At 69.9% G+C, this 17,196-nt stretch carries 15 protein-coding genes; 12 read left to right on the top strand and 3 right to left on the bottom strand.

Features of this window, described 5'->3' with window-relative positions; all coding sequences use genetic code 11:
- From hflK to FV229_RS18275, 4 genes are all read left to right on the top strand, one after another.
- Window positions 1–1,131, top strand: a 1,131-nt coding sequence (gene hflK / locus FV229_RS18290) for an FtsH protease activity modulator HflK (RefSeq protein ID WP_147753330.1), incomplete at its 5' end; no start/stop codon positions are given.
- Window positions 1,128–2,084: a protease modulator HflC gene (gene hflC / locus FV229_RS18285; RefSeq protein WP_147753329.1), complete on the top strand. Its 957-nt coding sequence runs from the start codon at window positions 1,128–1,130 to the stop codon at window positions 2,082–2,084. The genes hflK and hflC, both read left to right, overlap by 4 nt.
- A gap of 131 nt (window positions 2,085–2,215) precedes the next feature.
- Window positions 2,216–3,739, top strand: coding sequence for a DegQ family serine endoprotease (locus tag FV229_RS18280; RefSeq protein WP_147753328.1), 1,524 nt, complete (start codon window positions 2,216–2,218; stop codon window positions 3,737–3,739).
- 139 nt (window positions 3,740–3,878) lie between these two features.
- Window positions 3,879–4,319 carry a DUF1640 domain-containing protein gene (locus FV229_RS18275; RefSeq protein WP_246688246.1) on the top strand — a complete coding sequence of 147 codons (441 nt, stop codon included), beginning with the start codon at window positions 3,879–3,881 and terminating at the stop codon, window positions 4,317–4,319.
- Between the two features lie 6 nt (window positions 4,320–4,325).
- On the opposite strand, the gene serB is transcribed toward FV229_RS18275, so the two are convergent.
- Window positions 4,326–5,222 carry a phosphoserine phosphatase SerB gene (serB, locus tag FV229_RS18270; protein ID WP_147753327.1) on the bottom strand — a complete coding sequence of 299 codons (897 nt, stop codon included), beginning with the start codon at window positions 5,220–5,222 and terminating at the stop codon, window positions 4,326–4,328.
- 16 nt (window positions 5,223–5,238) lie between these two features.
- On the opposite strand from serB, the gene miaA reads away from it, so the two are divergent.
- A complete protein-coding gene (gene miaA / locus FV229_RS18265; protein ID WP_246688245.1) occupies window positions 5,239–6,165 on the top strand; it encodes a tRNA (adenosine(37)-N6)-dimethylallyltransferase MiaA in 927 nt (308 codons plus the stop codon).
- Window positions 6,166–6,171: 6 nt separating this feature from the next.
- Here miaA and FV229_RS18260 read toward each other — a convergent pair whose 3' ends face one another.
- Entirely contained in the window at window positions 6,172–7,227 is a 1,056-nt protein-coding gene (locus FV229_RS18260; protein ID WP_348644190.1) for an NAD(P)-dependent oxidoreductase, read from the bottom strand.
- Between the two features lie 49 nt (window positions 7,228–7,276).
- Here FV229_RS18260 and FV229_RS18255 point away from each other — a divergent pair, with 49 nt between their 5' ends.
- The 6 genes from FV229_RS18255 to FV229_RS18230 all read left to right on the top strand — a co-directional run bounded on the left by FV229_RS18255 (window position 7,277) and on the right by FV229_RS18230 (window position 15,894).
- Window positions 7,277–9,334, top strand: coding sequence for a carbon starvation CstA family protein (locus FV229_RS18255; RefSeq protein ID WP_147753325.1), 2,058 nt, complete (start codon window positions 7,277–7,279; stop codon window positions 9,332–9,334).
- 4 nt (window positions 9,335–9,338) lie between these two features.
- Window positions 9,339–9,563, top strand: coding sequence for a YbdD/YjiX family protein (locus FV229_RS18250; protein ID WP_147753324.1), 225 nt, complete (start codon window positions 9,339–9,341; stop codon window positions 9,561–9,563).
- 112 nt (window positions 9,564–9,675) lie between these two features.
- Entirely contained in the window at window positions 9,676–10,110 is a 435-nt protein-coding gene (locus FV229_RS18245) for a tellurite resistance TerB family protein (protein WP_147753323.1), read from the top strand.
- Between the two features lie 34 nt (window positions 10,111–10,144).
- Window positions 10,145–11,413, top strand: coding sequence for a DUF898 family protein (locus FV229_RS18240; RefSeq protein ID WP_147753322.1), 1,269 nt, complete (start codon window positions 10,145–10,147; stop codon window positions 11,411–11,413).
- Window positions 11,413–12,534 carry a M48 family metallopeptidase gene (locus tag FV229_RS18235; RefSeq protein WP_147753321.1) on the top strand — a complete coding sequence of 374 codons (1,122 nt, stop codon included), beginning with the start codon at window positions 11,413–11,415 and terminating at the stop codon, window positions 12,532–12,534. Before FV229_RS18240 ends, FV229_RS18235 begins: the two co-directional genes overlap by 1 nt.
- 120 nt (window positions 12,535–12,654) lie before the next feature.
- A complete protein-coding gene (locus FV229_RS18230; RefSeq protein ID WP_147753320.1) occupies window positions 12,655–15,894 on the top strand; it encodes an efflux RND transporter permease subunit in 3,240 nt (1,079 codons plus the stop codon).
- A 12-nt stretch (window positions 15,895–15,906) separates the two neighbouring features.
- Here FV229_RS18230 and FV229_RS18225 read toward each other — a convergent pair whose 3' ends face one another.
- Window positions 15,907–16,590 carry an HAD family hydrolase gene (locus FV229_RS18225; protein WP_147753319.1) on the bottom strand — a complete coding sequence of 228 codons (684 nt, stop codon included), beginning with the start codon at window positions 16,588–16,590 and terminating at the stop codon, window positions 15,907–15,909.
- Between the two features lie 159 nt (window positions 16,591–16,749).
- On the opposite strand from FV229_RS18225, the gene FV229_RS18220 reads away from it, so the two are divergent.
- Window positions 16,750–17,196: hypothetical protein (locus FV229_RS18220; RefSeq protein WP_147753318.1), on the top strand; the 447-nt coding region annotated here is incomplete at its 3' end.

The raw sequence follows: 17,196 nt of genomic DNA, 5'->3' as shown, positions 1-17,196 counted from the left end.
GGTCCCTGGGGTCGTGGCGGCGGCGGCAATGGCGGCGGCCCCTGGGGCAGCGGCGGTGGCGGCGGCGGTAAGACGCCCCCCAATCTCGAGGATCTCCTGCGGCGCGGCCAGGACCGCCTGCGCGGCGTCATGCCTGGCGGCTCGCTCGGCGGCGGCAAGAGCTTCGTGGTGATCGGGGCGCTGGCCGTGGGCCTGTGGCTCGCGACGGGCTTCTACACGGTCGCCCCCAACCAGGTCGGCATCGAGACGATCTTCGGCCGCTACGTCGGCTCGAAGGGAGAGGGCCTGCGCTACAACTTCCCCTATCCGGTCGGCGGCGTGATCAAGCCGAACGTCGGACAGGTGAACTCGATCCAGGTCGGCTTCCGGTCCGCCGGCGGCGCCCAGGCGCGCACCCGGGACATGCCAGACGAGAGCCTGATGCTCACGGGCGACGAGAACATCGTCGACCTCGACTTCGAGGTGCAGTGGCGCGTGAACCCGCTGAAGGCTTCGGACTACGTGTTCAACCTCCAGAACCCCGAGGGCACGATCAAGGCGATCGCCGAGAGCGCGATGCGCGAGGTCGTGGGCCGCCGCAACATTCAGGCGATCCTGACGAACGAGCAGTCGAGCGTCGCCCAGGAGGTCAAGGAGATCACCCAGAACGCCCTCGACGAGTACGGCGCCGGCGTCCGCATTGAGGTGGTGCAGCTCGTCAGCGTCAACCCGCCGCCGGAGGTCCGGCCCGCCTTCATCGACGTGAACGCGGCGCAGCAGGACGCCGACACGGCGCAGAACGAGGCGAAGACCTACGCGAGCCGCGAGGTTCCGCAGGCCCGCGGGCGCGCCTCGCAGATCGTGCAGGCGGCGGAAGCGTACAAGACCAAGGCCACCGCCGACGCGACCGGACAGGCCGCGCGCTTCGACGAGGTCTACGCCTCCTACAAGACCGCGCCTACGATCAGCCGCGAGCGGATCTTCCTGGAGACGATGGAGAAGGTGCTGGGCTCCGTGAACAAGGTGATCATCGACCAGGGCGTCGGCGGTTCCGGCGCGACCGGTGCCGCGGGCGTCGTGCCCGTGCTGCCGCTGGCCGAATTCGGGTCCCGCACCCCCGCCCCGGCGCAGACGAATGGAGCGGCCCGATGAACGCACAGGCCATCCGCACCGGCTCGGCGGTCATCGCCGCCGCGCTCGCGCTCGCCTTCTACGCCTCGGTCTTCACCGTCGGGCAGATGCAGCAGGCCCTGGTGCTCCAGTTCGGCCGCGTCCGCGCCGTCCTGAACCAGACCGGCGAGGACAAGCCGGGACTCTACTTCAAGCTGCCCTTCGTCGAGAACGTCGTGCTGTTCGACAAGCGCGTCCTCGACCTCGACCTGCCGGTACAGACCCTGCTGACGGCCGACCGCCAGAACCTGGAGGTCGACGCCTTCGCCCGCTACCGCATCATCGACCCGCTGCGGTTCTACCAGTCTGTGAACAACGTCGCGCTGGCCAACCAGCGCCTGGCGAGCTTCACCAACTCGTCCCTACGCAACGTGCTGGCCCGATCGACCCGAGACGCCATCGTCAAGACCGAGCGCACCCGGTTGATGAACCAGATCCAGGAGGACGTGAACCGCGAGGCCAAGGCGCTCGGCGTGCAGATCGTCGACCTGCGCATGACCCGCGTGGACCTTCCGGCGCAGAACAGCGTCGCGGTCTACCGCCGGATGAAGACGGAGCGCGAGCGCGAAGCCGCCGACATCCGCGCCAACGGCGACCAGATCGCCGCGACGATCAAGGCCAAGGCAGACCGCGACGTCACCGTGATCCTCGCCGACGCGACGCAGACGGCCGAGAAGCTTCGGGGCCAGGGCGACGCGGACAAGAACCGCATCCTCGCGGAAGCCTTCGGCAAGGACCCGAGCTTCTTCAGCTTCTACCGCTCGATGCAGGCCTACGAGACCGGGCTGAAGGGCTCCGAGACCCGGCTGGTGATGAGCCCGAACTCGGACTTCTTCCGCTACTTCAGCGATCCGCAGGGCAAGGCGGCCCAGGGCGGCGCGCCGCGAGGCGCCGACCCGTCCGCGACGACAGGCTCGACCGGCACCGCCCGCTGACGATGATGCAGGCGGCCCGCCCTTGAAGCGGGCGGGCCGCCGACGATCTTGAAAGGTGGCGGACGAACCGCCGGCCGTCCTGACGGTCCATAAGAAGCAGCTCCGGAAACGCGTTCTTGAAGAGGTCGATCATGCACCCCGTCGCGAGCGCGCCTGCGCATCCCTTCGCCCGGTTCCGCCGCTCAGCGCGAACGGTCGCCGCCGCGATCCTGATCGCGTCCTCGTCGGTGGCGATGCCGGCCTACGCCAAGGGCCCGGAATCGCTGGCCGACCTCGCGGAAAAGGTGGACGACGCCGTCGTCAACATCTCAGCCTCGACCACCGTCGAAGCGCGCCCCGGCAACCGCGCAGGACCGCAGCTGCCGCCGGGCACGCCGTTCGAGGACCTGTTCGAGGAGTTCTTCAACAAGCGCGGCGGACGCGGCGGCAACGAGCAGCGCGGCGAGAGCGAGAATCCGCGCCAGCAGCGCAAGTCGAGCTCGCTCGGTTCCGGCTTTATCATCGACGCGTCGGGCATCGTCGTCACGAACAACCACGTCATCGGCGACGCCAACGACATCCAGGTGATCCTGCACGACGGGACCAAGCTGAAGGCCGAGATCATCGGCAAGGATTCGAAGATCGACCTCGCCGTCCTGCGCGTGAAGCCGACGGTGGAGCGGCCGCTGAAGGCGGTGCCCTTCGGCGATTCGGACAAGATGCGCGCCGGCGACTGGGTGATCGCGATCGGCAACCCGTTCGGGCTCGGCGGCTCGGTCTCGGCCGGCATCGTCTCGGCGCGGGGGCGCAACATCGAGTCGGGCCCCTACGACAACTACCTGCAGACCGACGCGGCCATCAACAAGGGCAATTCCGGCGGCCCGCTGTTCAACATGGACGGCGAGGTGATCGGCATCAACACGGCGATCCTGTCGCCGACCGGCGGCTCCGTCGGCATCGGCTTCGCCGTCCCGTCGAGCTCGGCCAAGCCGGTGATCGACCAGCTTCGCGAGTTCGGCGAGGTCCGCCGCGGCTGGCTCGGCGTGCGCATCCAGAACGTGGACGACGCCACCGCCGAGGCGCTGGGGCTCAAGGGAGGCGCCAAGGGCGCCCTGGTGGCCGGAGTCGACGAGAAGGGCCCGGCCAAGACCTCGGGTCTCGAAGTCGGCGACGTGATCGTCAAGTTCAACGGTACGCCGGTGAAGGCCTCGAGCGACCTGCCGCGCATCGTCGCCTCGACGCCAGTCGGGCAGAAGGTCGACGTCGTGGTCGTCCGCAAGGGCGAGGAGAGCACGAAGTCGGTCACGCTCGGCCGCCTGGAGGACAGCGACAAGCCGCAGCTCGCCAACCTGCGCCAGCCGGAGCCCGAGAATGCGACCCGCCAAGCACTTGGCCTCAACCTGTCGGGCCTCACCGACGAGCTTCGGCGCAAGTACAGCATCAAGGACGGCGTGAAGGGCGTGGTCGTCACCCGGGTCGACCCGAACTCGACGGCGGCCGACAAGCGCATCCAGCCCGGGGAGGTGATCGTCGAGGTCGGCCAGGAAGCAGTCAACACGCCCGCCGACGTGACCAAGCGCGTCGAAGCCTTACGGAAAGACGCTCGCAAGTCCGTCCTGCTGCTGGTGGCGAGCGCCACCGGCGACGTGCGGTTCGTGGCGATCGGCCTCGACTGATCGACCGCTGAGGCGACCGCGACACCTGACGCCGCCGCCCATTCCGAGCGGCGGCGTTCTCGTTCGTGGCGGATGGGAACACGCTGACGCCTTGCATGCGCGGACCGAACCGGTCGCCCTCCGTTTCCGATGAGAGCCCGTGCGCGAGGCAGCCGACCCCGTGAATGCCGTCGCCTTCTATACGCGGAAGTTCGCGCGCATCCTGCGTGAGAAGGCCCACCTCACGCCGGAGCAGGCTGAGGGGATGGCCGACGCCATGTCCGAGGTGTTCGCCAGCGGTATCCCCACCAAGGGTGACATCGCGGACGTCCGGCACGACATCGAAGCGCTTCGGATCGCGACGAAGGCCGACATCGAAGCGTTTCGTGTGGAGACGAAGGCTGATTTCGTCGTGATCCGTCATGACATCGACGCTCTGCGCACGTCGACGAAGTCCGACATCGAAGCTCTGCGCCTCTCGACCCGCGCGGACATCGCCACGGCGAAATCCGACATCGTCAAGTCGATGTTCGGGATGATCGGGTTTCAGACCGTCGCGATCCTCGGGGCGGTCGTCGCGCTCGTCCGCAGCCTGCACTGATGACGGTCAGGCGACGAATTCGCTCGCCATGTAGCCTTGCAGGTAAAGCAGCGCGCTGAGGTCGCCGTGCTCGATGCGGACCTTCGCCGCCGCCGCCACCGCGGGCTTGGCGCGGAACGCGACGCCAAGTCCGGCTTCCCCGAGCATGTCGAGGTCGTTCGCCCCGTCGCCGACCGCCAGCGTCTCCGTCGGCGCGAGGCCGAGGCCGTCGCGCAGGGCGATCAGCGTCGCACGCTTGGCCTCGCGCCCGACGATCGGATCGTCGACGAGGCCGGTGAGGCGTCCACCCGCAAGCCCGAGCCGGTTGGCGTGATGCTCGTCGAACCCGAGCGCCTCGGCGATCGGCCCGGTGAACAGCGTGAAGCCGCCGGAGACGAGGCAGGTGCGCGCCCCGTGCGCGTTCATCGTGTGGACCAGCGTGCGGCCGCCCGGGGTCAGGGTCAGCCGGTCGCGGATCAGGGCGTCCACCACCCCGGCCGACACGTCGCGGAGCAGGGCGACGCGCTCGCGCAACGCGGGCTCGAAGGCGATCTCGCCGCGCATCGCGCGCTCGGTGATCTCGGAGACCTGCTGCTTCAGGCCGATCGTGTCGGCGAGCTCGTCGATGCATTCCTGCTCGATCATGGTCGAGTCCATGTCGGCGAGGAACAGGCGCTTGCGGCAGTGCGCGTCGGCCGGCAACACCGCGACGTCGATCGGTTCGCTGCCGAGCGCCGTGCGCAGGCGTTCAGTCAGCGCCGCCGCGGCGGCGGGAGCGCCCGGCAGCAGAACCTCGGCGGCGACCTCGCCGTGCAGGATGCGCGGCTGGTGCTCGGTCGCCAGCACCAGCCGCGCCTCGGCCAGCACCGCATCGGTGATGGCGGGGCGGGCCTCGTTTGCTATCAGGGTCGCGACAAGGGTCATCGGAGCCGACGATTTCGTGTTGCCGCTTTCAAATGCGTCGTCGCAGGGGCGGCCGGAGGCGATCCTCATTGCAGGGCCGACCGCCTCGGGCAAGTCGGCGCTCGCGACGGCGCTGGCGCTTCGTCAGGGCGGGGTCGTCGTCAACACCGACTCGATGCAGGTCTACGCCGACCTTCGCGTGCTCTCGGCCCGGCCGGATCGCGTCGAGGAGGCGCGCGTCGCGCATCGTCTGTACGGACACGTCGACGGCGCAGTGAACTACTCCGCCGGGCATTTCGCGCGGGACTCCGCGGCCCTGCTGGCAGACCTCGACGGGCGGCTACCCATCTTCATCGGCGGGACCGGCCTGTACTTCCGCAGCCTGGAGGAAGGCCTCTCGGACCTGCCGCCGGTGCCGGACGCGGTGCGCACAGCGATCCGCTCCGCCTGCGAGGGTCGGCCGACCGAGGCGCTGCATGCCGACCTCGCCGTACGCGACCCGGCCGGCGCCGCCCGGCTGCGGCCGAGCGACCGCGCCCGGGTGATGCGCGCGCTCGAGATTCACGCCGCCACCGGCCGGCCGATCGATGCGTTCCACGGCCAGCGCGTGCCAGGCCCGCTTGCGGGACGAAGGCTGCAGAAGATCTTCCTGGCACCCGAGCGGGACGAGCTGCGCGCCCGGATCGACCTGCGCTTCCGCGCGATGACCGACCGGGGCGCCCTCGACGAGGTCGCGGCACTTCACGAACGCCGCCTCGACCCGCTGCTGCCGGTGATGCGCGCGCACGGGGTGCCCGGGCTGATCGCCCACCTCGATGGCGCGATCGGGCTCGAGGAGGCGATCGTGCGTGGGCAGGCCGACACCCGCCGCTACGCCAAGCGCCAGTTCACCTGGTTTCGCCACCAGATGGGTGCGGACTGGCGCTGGCTCTCGCCCGAGGCGGCGATGGCCGAGCTGGCCTGAGGCCTTTTACCGTTCCAGGCGCGCGACGAGGCTCGACGTGTCCCAGCGGTTGCCGCCCATGGCCTGCACCTCGGCGTAGAACTGATCGACGAGGGCCGAGACCGGGAGCTTGGCACCGTTGCGACGTGCCTCGTCGAGGAGGATGCCGAGATCCTTGCGCATCCAGTCGACCGCGAATCCGAAGTCGAACTTGCCCGCGTTCATCGTCGCGCCGCGGTTCTCCATCTGCCAAGAGCCGGCCGCCCCCTTCGAGATCACCGAGAGCACCGCCTCCACGTCGAGCCCGGCCTTCTTGGCGAAGTGCACGCCCTCGGACAGCCCCTGGACCAGCCCGGCGATGCAGATCTGGTTGACCATCTTGGTAAGCTGGCCGGAGCCGACCGGACCCATCAGCCGGCAGGCCCGCGCGTAGGCGCCGATCGCGCCCTCGACCGTGTCGTAGGTCGCCTGCTCGCCGCCGCACATCACGGTGAGCACACCATTCTCGGCGCCGGCTTGGCCGCCGGAGACCGGGGCGTCGACGAAGCCGACGCCCGCTTCGGTGGCCGCCTCGGCGAGTTCGCGCGCCACCTCGGCCGAGGCGGTGGTGTGATCGACGAAGATCGCGCCCGGCTTCATGCCGGCGAGCGCGCCGTCCGGCCCGAGCACGACGCCGCGGAGGTCGTCGTCGTTGCCGACGCAGGCGAACACGATCTCGGCACCCTCGGCCGCCGCGCGGGGGGTCGGCGCGTGCGCGCCGCCGTTGGCCGCCACCCACGCCTCCGCCTTGGCGGCGGTGCGGTTGTAGACGGTGACCGAATGGCCCTTCTTGGCCAGATGCCCGGCCATCGGGGCGCCCATGACGCCGAGCCCCAGGAACGCGACCTTCGCCATCATCCGTCTCCGTTTCGTGTCGTGCGGTTTCGTGTGGTGCAGTTTCGTGTGGTGTGTGTGCGGTCTAGGTATCGCGCGTCGCAGCGTCAAACGATGAGCGCACAGGTGGTGCGACGCGTCGCGACAACGCGGCGCGGGTGTCGACTCGACCGAGGGAGGGGGATTTTCCTCGCTCGAAAAGTACGGCATCACCGCGCATGATCGTCGGCCGTTCAGAGCCGGCTTCGGGAGCGGAACGATGGGCGCGATCGGTAGGCACGGCCCCTGGGCCCTGGTCGGAGCGTTGGGGGCGGCGGCGCTCGCCATCGTCGCCGTCGAGCGCGGCGAGGCGGTGAACGCCCTCTGGCTCGTCGTGGCGGCGATCTGCGTCTACCTCATCGCCTACCGCTACTACGCGCTGTTCATCGCCGAGAAGGTGATGCGCCTCGACCCGAAGCGCGAGACGCCGGCCGTCCGCCACAACGACGGGCTCGACTACGTCCCGACCAACAAGAGCGTGCTGTTCGGCCACCACTTCGCGGCGATCGCCGGCGCCGGCCCCCTTGTCGGCCCGGTGCTCGCGGCGCAGATGGGCTACCTACCGGGGCTGCTCTGGATCCTCGCCGGCGTCGTGCTCGCCGGCGCGGTGCAGGACTTCCTGGTCCTGTTCGTGTCGATGCGCCGCGACGGCCGCTCGCTCGGCGAGCTGATCCGCACCGAGCTCGGCACCATCCCGGGCGTCATCGCGCTGCTCGGCACCTTCCTGATCATGGTGATCCTGCTCGCCGTGCTGGCGCTCATCGTCGTCAAGGCGCTGGCGGAGAGCCCGTGGGGCACCTTCACCGTGATGTCGACGATCCCGATCGCGATGCTGATGGGCGTCTACACCCGCACCATCCGCCCCGGCCGGATCGGCGAGGTCTCGATCCTCGGCTTCGTCCTGCTGATGGCGGCGATCTTCGGCGGCGGCGCGATCGCCGACAGCCCGGTCTGGGGCCCGGCCTTCACCTTCACCGGCACGCAACTCTGCTGGATGCTGATCGGCTACGGCTTCGTCGCCTCGATCCTGCCGGTCTGGCTGCTGCTCGCCCCGCGCGACTACCTCTCGACCTTCCTCAAGATCGGGACCATCGCGGGCCTCGCGCTGGGCATCGCCTTCGTCGCCCCGCACATGCAGATGCCGGCGGTGACGAAGTTCGTGGACGGCACCGGTCCGGTCTGGGCCGGCCAGCTCTTCCCGTTCCTGTTCATCACCATCGCCTGCGGCTCGGTCTCGGGCTTCCACGCCCTGATCGCGTCGGGCACCACGCCGAAGCTGATCGCCAGCGAGGCCGACGCGCGCTTCATCGGCTACGGCGGCATGCTGATGGAGAGCTTCGTCGCGGTGATGGCGCTGGTCTCGGCCACCGTCATCGACCCGGGCGTGTACTTCACCATGAATTCGCCGGTGGCGCTGCTCGGCACGACGCCGGAGACGGCGGCCGCCGCGGTGACCAAGCTCGGCTTCGCGACGACGCCGGAGGTGATCGTCCAGACCGCCAAGGACGTCGGCGAGCACACCATCATCGCACGCGCCGGCGGCGCGCCGACGCTGGCCGTCGGCATGGCGCACATCATCTCCAGCGCCATCGGCGGCAAGGGCATGATGGCGTTCTGGTACCACTTCGCCATCCTGTTCGAGGCGCTGTTCATCCTCACCGCGGTCGACGCCGGGACGCGCGCGTGCCGCTTCATGGTGCAGGACCTCGTCGGCCTCGCGGTGCCGGCGTTCAAGCAGACCAACGCCTGGGTTCCGAGCATCCTGGCCACCGCCATCGCGGTCGGCGCCTGGGGCTATTTCCTCTACCAGGGCGTCACCGACCCGCTCGGCGGCATCAACACCCTGTGGCCGCTGTTCGGCATCTCGAACCAGATGCTGGCCGCCGTCGCGCTGACGCTCTGCACGGTGGTGATCTTCAAGATGAAGCGCGAGCGCTACGCGTTCGTGACGATCATCCCGACCGCGTGGCTGTGCATCTGCACTCTCACCGCCGGCTGGCAGAAGATCTTCTCCGCCGACCCGAAGATCGGCTTCCTCGCCCACGCCGAGCGCTACGCGGGCGCGATCGCTGAGGGCAAGGTGCTGGCACCGGCCAAGGACCTCGGCCAGATGAGCCAGATCGTGCTGAACGACCGGATCGACACGGTGCTGGCCGCCCTGTTCATCGGCCTCGTCGTGGCGATCGCCGGCTTCGGCATCGCCGCCTGCCTGAAGGCGCTCCGCTCCGACCGCTGGACCGCGATCGAGAGCGAAGCCCGCATCGTCGCGGCGGAGTAGGCCGGTGGACGCCGCCTCGCAGAGCCTGCGCGACCGCTGGAAGGCATTGTCGAAATGCGTCTGCGACGGGGCGCGGCTGATGGTCGGGCAGGGCGACTACGCGGCCTACGCAGCGCACGTCGCCCGCACCCATCCCGACCAGGCGCCGATGAGCGAGGTCGAGTTCTTCCGCCATCGGGAGAACGCCCGCTTCGGCGTCGGCAACACCAGCGGGTTCCGCTGCTGTTGACCGTGCGGTGCGTTCGAAGATCGATCGATCGAGGATGCGGCCCGGTCGCGGGACGTAAAACGCTTGACTTGGAGGGGGCGTTTCCCGTGAGTCGGGCGAACGCGAGGTAGGCATGAGCATCTTCCAGGACGCCATTCTGCGGTTCGGCCGGACGATCATGTCCTATGCCGGCGACGGCCTGTTCCTGCAGGCCGCGGTCTCGGCCGCCGCCAACGTGACGATCGCCGACGGCGACGTCGACGAGGAGGAGGTTGAGTCGGCGATCTCGGGGATGCGGGCCAACCCGATCCTCCAGAAGTCGTACGACACGCTACGGATCGAGCAGGAGCTCTACGAGGGCATCGCCCGCGCCAAGACGCGGGCCGGGCGGATCGAGAACCTGCGTCACGTCGCGGCCGTCGCCGACCGGCCGCTCGACCAGCGCCAGGACATCTTCCTGATCGCCGCCGACGTCGCCGACTTCGGCGGCATCAGCGAGGTCGAGCACAAGGCCCTCGACGAGATCGCCGCCGCCCTCCAGGTCGAGAAGTCCGCGCTGCTGCGTTGACCGCGCGTCCACCGCAGGCTGGAGAGGGGGACCGATGCCGCGCACCGGGGAGATCGCGTTCGACTCACGGCTCCGCGGCCTCACCGGGCTCGCGGTGGTCGGGTTCCTGCTCTCGCTCGTCACCTTCGGCATCTACCGCTTCTGGTACATGACCGACCTGCGGCGCTTCTTCTGGAGCCGAACCGTCGTCGACGGCAGCCCGGCGGAATATACCGGCACCGGGCGCGAGCTCTTCCTCGGCTTCCTCGTGGCGCTCGCGCTGCTGATCGTGATCTATGTCGGCCTGTTCGGCCTCGCCATCACCGTGCCGGCGCTGGCGCCGTACTCGGCGATCCTCTCCTTCGTGCTGCTGTTCCTGGTCGGGCAGTTCGCGATCTATCGCGGCCGGCGCTATCGGGCGATGCGCACCCTGTGGCGCGGCATCCGCCTCGGCCAGGACGGATCGGGCCTCGTCTACGCCGCGCGCGCCGCCCTGTGGTGGACGCTGACGCTCGCGACGCTGGGCCTCGCCTACCCGTTCATGCGGGCCGGCCTCGAACGCTACCGCATCGGCCACACCCGGGTCGGCACGAGCCGGATGGCGTCTGATGCGCGCGGGCGCTCGCTCGTCGGGCCGTGGCTGCTGTTCTACGCGGTGGCGTTCGGCCCAGTGCTCGCCGTGCTGCTGGCGCTGCTCGCCGCCAACGACTTCACCCTGCCGACCGACCTGATCCTGCCCAAGCCCGGCGGCAAGGCCGGCGACCTCATCCTCAACCCGGCCTATCGCGGCAGCCGCGTCGCGACCCTCGCGATCGCGCTCGGCGTCACAGCCGGGTGCTGCCTTCCGCTCGCGCTCCTGCTGGTTCCGCTCTACCGCGCGCGCGAAGCCAAGGTGTTCATGAACGCCGCGAGTCTGAACGCCGCAAGCCTGGGCCCGGTCCGCCTCGTCTCGACCCTTCGGGCGCGGCAGTTCTACTGGCCCTACCTCGTCTACGCGCTGTCGCTCCTCGGCTTCGTCGCGGTGGTCGGGCTGATCGCGCTCCTCGCCGGGCTCGCAGCGCGGGCCGCCGGCGGCGACGGCTTCGCCTGGGCGGCGGCGCTCGGCGGCGGCCTGCTCTATCTCGGCGGCGCGCTCTCCTTCGCGGTGCTGCACGTGCGCATCGTCCAGGCCCGACTTTGGGCCGCGGTCGCGACCACGACCCACATCGCCGACGCGGACGGCCTGAACCGGATCCTGGCGGCGACGCACGGGCCGGGCAGCGGCCTCAACGAAGGCCTCGCCGACGCGCTCGAAGTGGGCGGCGCGCTGCAGATCGGGTTCTGATGCCGTCGAGCACCGCTTCCGGCCGCTGGTTCGACGGCCGGAGCGCCGCGCCGCACGACGTGACCCTGCGCCTCGGCGACCGCCTCGAGATCACCGGGCCGGGCGTGCACCGCGACTGGAACCTCGACGACCTGAGGGCGCGCGAGGCGCAGGCGCCGCTCCTGCGCCTCGGGATCGCGGGCGATCCCGGGCAGGTCGAGGTGGTAGACGGGACGTTCGCCGCCATCCTCGAAATCCGCTGCCCCGACCTGCGCAAGCGCGCCGACACGGCCGGCGGCACCTGGCGCCTCGTCGTCGGGTCGCTGGCGGCAGGCGTCGCCATCCTCCTCGCGGTCGCCTTCGGCCTGCCAGTCGCGGCCGGCTTCCTCGCGCCCCTGGTACCGGACGGCGTCGAGGCGCGTCTCGGCGCCGCGGTCGAGGGTCAGGTGCTGGACCTGATGGGCGATCCGCCGGCCTGCGCCGACCCGGTGGGACGGGCCGTACTCGACCGCCTCGTCACCCGCCTCGTGTCCGGTCGCGGCCTGCCGTCCGACCTCGCCGTGACGGTGCGCCGGCACAATACGGCAAACGCCCTGACCCTGCCCGGCGCGCGCGTCGTCGTGCTTTCGGAGCTGATCGCCAAGGCGCGAAGCGCCGACGAGTTCGCGGGCGTGCTGGCGCACGAGCTCGGCCACGTGGCCCTGCGCGATCCGACGCGGGCGCTGATCCAGGCGTCTGGCACCTCGTTCCTGCTCAGCCTCGTGCTTGGGGACCTCACCGGCTCGACTGTCATCGTCGCGCTCGGCCAGGCGGCGCTCTCGGCCGGCTACAGCCGCGACGCCGAGCGGGCGGCGGACGCCTATTCCGTCGCCACGATGCAGGCGGCGGGCGGCGACGCCGCCGCGCTCGCGACGATGCTGGAGCGGATCGCCAAGGACGACGCGGAGACCGACCCGGACTTCCTGCGCACCCATCCCTTCACCCGCGAACGCGCCGCCACGATCCGGGCGCAGGCCGCCGCCGCCGCATCCGGCCGGCGCATCCTGAGCGAGGCCGAGTGGGCGCAGCTGCGCCGGATCTGCCCGGGTGCGCCGGACAAGCCGGCACCGAAGCTGCGTCCAGGCCCGGGACGGCGAGTCTGACGCAGCTGCGGCCTCTTCGCCGTCGCGGCGCAACGACATGATCGCGAAACAAATCTCGCGTTCGGTGGCGTCTGCATTCATGATGCGATGATCTGGCCGCAGCCGGGTCGCGGAGACCAAATGGGCCTCGTCCAGTACGCGCTGAAGTTTCGCATCACCACCTACGTGCTCGCCGTGCTGATGATGCTCGCCGGCGGCGGCGCGATCGTCGTCGCGCCGAAGGACGTGCTGCCGATCGTCGACATCCCGGTGGTCGTGGTGGTCTGGACCTACACAGGGTTGTCCACGCCGGAGATGGAGCGGCGGATCACCACCTACGCCGAGTTCTCGCTCTCGAACAACGTCAACAACATCAAGCGAATGGAATCGACGACACTTCAGGGCACGGCGATCCAGAAGATCTACTTCGATGGCGAGGTCAGCGTCGACCTCGCGATCACGCAAGTCGTCTCGGCGATGAACTCGATCCGCTCGGCGATGCCGCCGGGCGTGCAGCCGCCGATCGTACTGCGGTTCTCGGCCTCCTCGGTGCCGGTGATCCAGCTCGCGCTGACATCGACGAAGGAGAGCCTGACCAAGGTCTACGACTACGCGCAGTACCGCATCCGCCAGCGCCTGGTTCAGGTTCCGGGCTCGACCCTGCCGTCGCCCTTCGGCGGCACCCCGCGCCAGATCATGGTCGACCTCGACCTCCAGGCCCTGCGCGCCCTGGGCCTGACCGCGCTCGACGTCACCAACGCGATGACGGCCCAAAACCTCACGGTGCCCTCGGGCCTCGTGAAGATCGGCGAGCAGCAATACCCGGTCCTGCTCAACGCCACGCCGGACGCGATCTCAGCCCTCAACGAGATCCCGATCAAGGTGGTGGCCGGCCAGCCGGTTCTAGTGCGCGACGTCGCCTACGTCCGCGACGGCGGGCCGCCGCAGGTCAACATCGTGCGCTCGGACGGGCTGCATTCGGTGCTGATGCGGATCTTCAAGAACGGAACCGCCTCGACGCTGGACGTGGTCAACAACGTCAAGAAGGTGCTGCCCGAGATCCAGGCCGCGGCGCCCGACGGCATGGCGATCAAGCCGCTGTTCGACCAGTCGGTGTTCGTGTCCGCCGCGATCGAGGGCGTGATCCACGAGGCCGCCATCGCCGCCTGCCTGACCGGCCTGACGATCCTGCTGTTCCTCGGGTCGTGGCGCTCGACGATCGTCGTGCTGATCTCGATCCCGCTCTCGATCCTCACCTCGCTGGCGATCCTCGCCGCGCTCGGCCAGACCATCAACGTGATGACGCTCGGCGGCCTGGCGCTCGCCGTCGGCATCCTCGTCGACGACGCCACGGTGGCGATCGAGAACACCTACCGGCTGTTCGAGGAGGGCGAGCCGTTCCGCAAGTCCGTGGTCGAGGGCGCGGCCAGCATCGCCAAGCCGACGCTGATCTCGACGCTGTCGATCTGCGCGGCCTTCGTCTCGGTCTTCGCGCTGGCCGACACGCCGAAATATCTCTTCACGCCGCAGGCGCTGGCGGTCGTGTTCGCGATGCTGACCTCGTACCTGCTCTCGCGCACCCTCGTGCCGGTGCTGATCGACGTGCTGGTCGCCCGCGAATACGTCGAGCGACACGGGGGCGACCACGACGCCGCCGCCCCGCCGCCGCGGCGCGGGCGTGTGACACGCGCCCTCGGCTGGCTCGGGCGCCCGGTCTTCCACCTCGCCGGGCGGTTCCGGAACGGCTTCGAGGCTCGCTTCGAACGCTTCCACCGCGGCTATCTCGGCCTGCTCCACGTCGTCGTGCGCCGGCGCGTCGCGACGATCGCCTTCGTCGTCCTCGTCTTCGCCGGCACCGCCGGGCTCTTCACCTTCGTCGGGCGGGACTACTTCCCGCAGGTGGCCTCGAGCCAGCTCACGCTGCACCTGCGCACCCGCCCCGGAATGCGGATCGAGACCGCAGAGCAGGTCTTCGCGGCGATCGGCGCGACGGTGCGCGAGGTGATCCCCGAGGGCGAGATCGAGCAGATCCTCGACAACATCGGCCTGCCCTCGAACAACTACAACTTCGCGTTCTCGGACGGCTCCTTCGTCGGCTACAACGACGGCCAGATGCTGGTGAACCTGCGCGAGGGCCACGGCGACGTCGGCACCTACACCAAGCGCCTTCGCGAGGTGCTGCGCGAGCGCTTCCCCGACGTGATCGTCTACTTCCAGCCCTCCGACATCATCACGCAGATCCTCAACTTCGGCACGCTGGCGCAGATCGACGTGCAGGTGTCCGGGCGCAACGCCGAGAAGGACCTCGCGGTCGCCCAGAACATCGTGCGCCGCCTGAAGGAGACCAAGGGCGCCGTCGACGTGCACCTCCACCAGATCGTCGGCACGCCGCAATTCTTCGTCGACGTGGATCGCCGTCTCGCCTCGGAACTCGGGCTGACGCAGCAGCAGGTGGCGCAGGGGCTCAACGTCTCCCTGTCGGGCTCCTTCCAGGTGACCCCGAACTTCTGGACCGATCCGAAGACCGGCATCCCGTACCAACTCTGGGTGCAGACGCCGGAATACCGCAACGCCTCGCTGACCGACCTTCAGAACACGCCGCTGCTGGTGCGGGCCAACAGCGACCAACCGGGCGTGCTGACCCTGCTGTCCAGCGTCTCGACCGTGCGCCGCCAGGCGACGCAGACGGTGGTGAACCACGTCAACACCGCGCCGACCTACAACATCTACGCGGCTGTGCAGGATTCCGACCTCGGCTCGGTGGCGCGAGAAATCCGCACCATCGTCGACGAGGAGCAGAAGGCGCTGCCGGCCCCCGACAAGATCACCGTGCGCGGGCAGATCGAGAACATGGACTCGGCCTTCGTGCGCCTCGGCGTCGGCCTCAGCATCGCGCTCGTGGCGGTCTACCTGCTGATGGCGGTGAACTATCAGAGCTGGGGCGACCCGTTCGTGGTCCTGGCGGCGCTGCCGCTCGCCTTCTGCGGCATCGTCGCGAGCCTGTTCGTGACCGGCACCACCTTCTCGATCCCGTCGCTGTTCGGCGCGATCATGTCGGTGGGCATCGCGTCGGCGAACTCGATCCTGCTCGTCACCTTCGCGCGCGAGCAACGCGAGGCGACGGGCTGCTCGGCGATCGAGGCGGCGCTCCTGGCCGGCGAGACCCGGTTGCGCCCGGTGCTGATGACGGCAGGCGCGATGTTCCTCGGGCTGATCCCGATGGCGCTCGGCACGGGCGAGGGCGGCGAGCAGAACGCGGCGCTGGCGCGCGCCGTGATGGGCGGCATCGCCTTCGGTACGCCGGCGACGCTGCTGTTCGTGCCGTTCCTCTACACGGTGCTGCGCGCGGGCAAGGTGCAGGTGCCGGAGGATTACGCGTAGGGACGAAGACGCCTACGCCCGCGGCGGCACCAGCTCGGCGACCGCGTCGGCGAGCTCGGTGAAATGCCCGATCACCCGGTCCGGCCCGAGCCGGTCCACCGGCGTGTCGGTGTAGCCGAAGGTGACCGCCACCACCGGGATGCCGGCGGCCTTGGCCGCATCGATGTCGGCGCGGGAATCCCCGACCATCACCGCGCGCGCGGGGTCGCCTCCGGCCTTGGCGATCGTGAGGGTGATGTGGCGCGGATCGGGCTTGCTATAGGGGAAGGTCGCGCGCCCGCAGATCGCGGCGAAGCGACCGCCGATGCCGAGCTTGTCGAGCAGGTCGACGGCGTGGAGCTCGACCTTGTTGGTGCACACGGCGAGCCGGAAACCCTCGGCCTCGAGCCGGTCGAGCGCCTCGACCACGCCGGGATAGAGGTGCGAGCGGTCGCACAGGTGCGCGCCGTAATGCTCCAGGAAGTCGGCGAACAGCGCCTCGTGCCGCTCGGGCGTCAGCGCTTTGCCGGCGGCCTCGAAGCCGCGGCGGATCAGCGCCTTGGCGCCGGCGCCGATCAGGTCCCGCGCATCCGCGAGCGGCAGTTCCGGCAGGCCCTCGCGCAGCAGCAGTACGTTCAGCGTGCCGATCAGGTCGCCCGCGGTCTCGGCCAGGGTGCCGTCGAGGTCGAACACGGCGATCTTCGGCAAGGTGGACATCGCGAGCTTTCGCAAGGGGCGGGGGATGGCGCCCTCGCTAGCCGCCCGCGGCGGACGGGGCAAGTTTCCGGCACCCCTTTGCGCGCGGACGACATCCGACGCCCCAGACTTGCCCGAAACCCCCGTGAAAGGAGAGGGCGTCACACCCCGGGACCGTCCATGAACATCCGCCTGCTCGCCCTCGGCCTCTGCCTGCTCGCGCCGGTTTCCGCCGCCGCCGCCTCGTTCGAGTTCGTCCCGGCCCCGCAGGCCGACCTCAACCGCATGTACCGGGTCGACAAGGTCACGGGTGAGGTCACCTCGTGCCAGTACGGGCTGCAGGACGTCGGGGGCGGCATCGGCCTGACCGTCTGCTTCGCGGCGGGCGAGGGGGCCGGCGCGCAGCCCCCGTCGGAATACGGCCTCGTCGCCACGCGCCACACCCGCGAGGCGGGCGTGTTCCGGGTGAACTACCGCACCGGCGAGATGAGCATCTGCTTCGTGCTGGTGAAGAAGGAGCAGGTCGTCTGCACCCAGCAGACCAACCCCTCCGCCGAAGGCGCCGCCCAGGCGCCCCTCGTCGGCAACGTTCCGGGCCGCGCCGGCGCCAGCGCGACGCCGCCGCAG

It is taken from the genome of Methylobacterium sp. WL120 (genome assembly GCF_008039465.1).
GTDB classification, from domain to species: Bacteria; Pseudomonadota; Alphaproteobacteria; order Rhizobiales; family Beijerinckiaceae; genus Methylobacterium; species Methylobacterium cerastii.
This window is presented reverse-complemented; position numbering and strand designations above follow the sequence as displayed.

Bases quoted from the DNA above. Each gene is read 5' to 3' on its own strand.
- hflC (WP_147753329.1), top strand. From the start codon at position 1,128: ATGAACGCACAGGCCATCCGCACCGGCTCGGCGGTCATCGCCGCCGCG.
- FV229_RS18280 (WP_147753328.1), top strand. From the start codon at position 2,216: ATGCACCCCGTCGCGAGCGCGCCTGCGCATCCCTTCGCCCGGTTCCGC.
- serB (WP_147753327.1), bottom strand. From the start codon at position 5,222: ATGACCCTTGTCGCGACCCTGATAGCAAACGAGGCCCGCCCCGCCATC.
- FV229_RS18260 (WP_348644190.1), bottom strand. From the start codon at position 7,227: ATGCCGTACTTTTCGAGCGAGGAAAATCCCCCTCCCTCGGTCGAGTCG.
- FV229_RS18255 (WP_147753325.1), top strand. From the start codon at position 7,277: ATGGGCGCGATCGGTAGGCACGGCCCCTGGGCCCTGGTCGGAGCGTTG.
- FV229_RS18245 (WP_147753323.1), top strand. From the start codon at position 9,676: ATGAGCATCTTCCAGGACGCCATTCTGCGGTTCGGCCGGACGATCATG.
- FV229_RS18240 (WP_147753322.1), top strand. From the start codon at position 10,145: ATGCCGCGCACCGGGGAGATCGCGTTCGACTCACGGCTCCGCGGCCTC.
- FV229_RS18235 (WP_147753321.1), top strand. From the start codon at position 11,413: ATGCCGTCGAGCACCGCTTCCGGCCGCTGGTTCGACGGCCGGAGCGCC.
- FV229_RS18230 (WP_147753320.1), top strand. From the start codon at position 12,655: ATGGGCCTCGTCCAGTACGCGCTGAAGTTTCGCATCACCACCTACGTG.
- FV229_RS18225 (WP_147753319.1), bottom strand. From the start codon at position 16,590: ATGTCCACCTTGCCGAAGATCGCCGTGTTCGACCTCGACGGCACCCTG.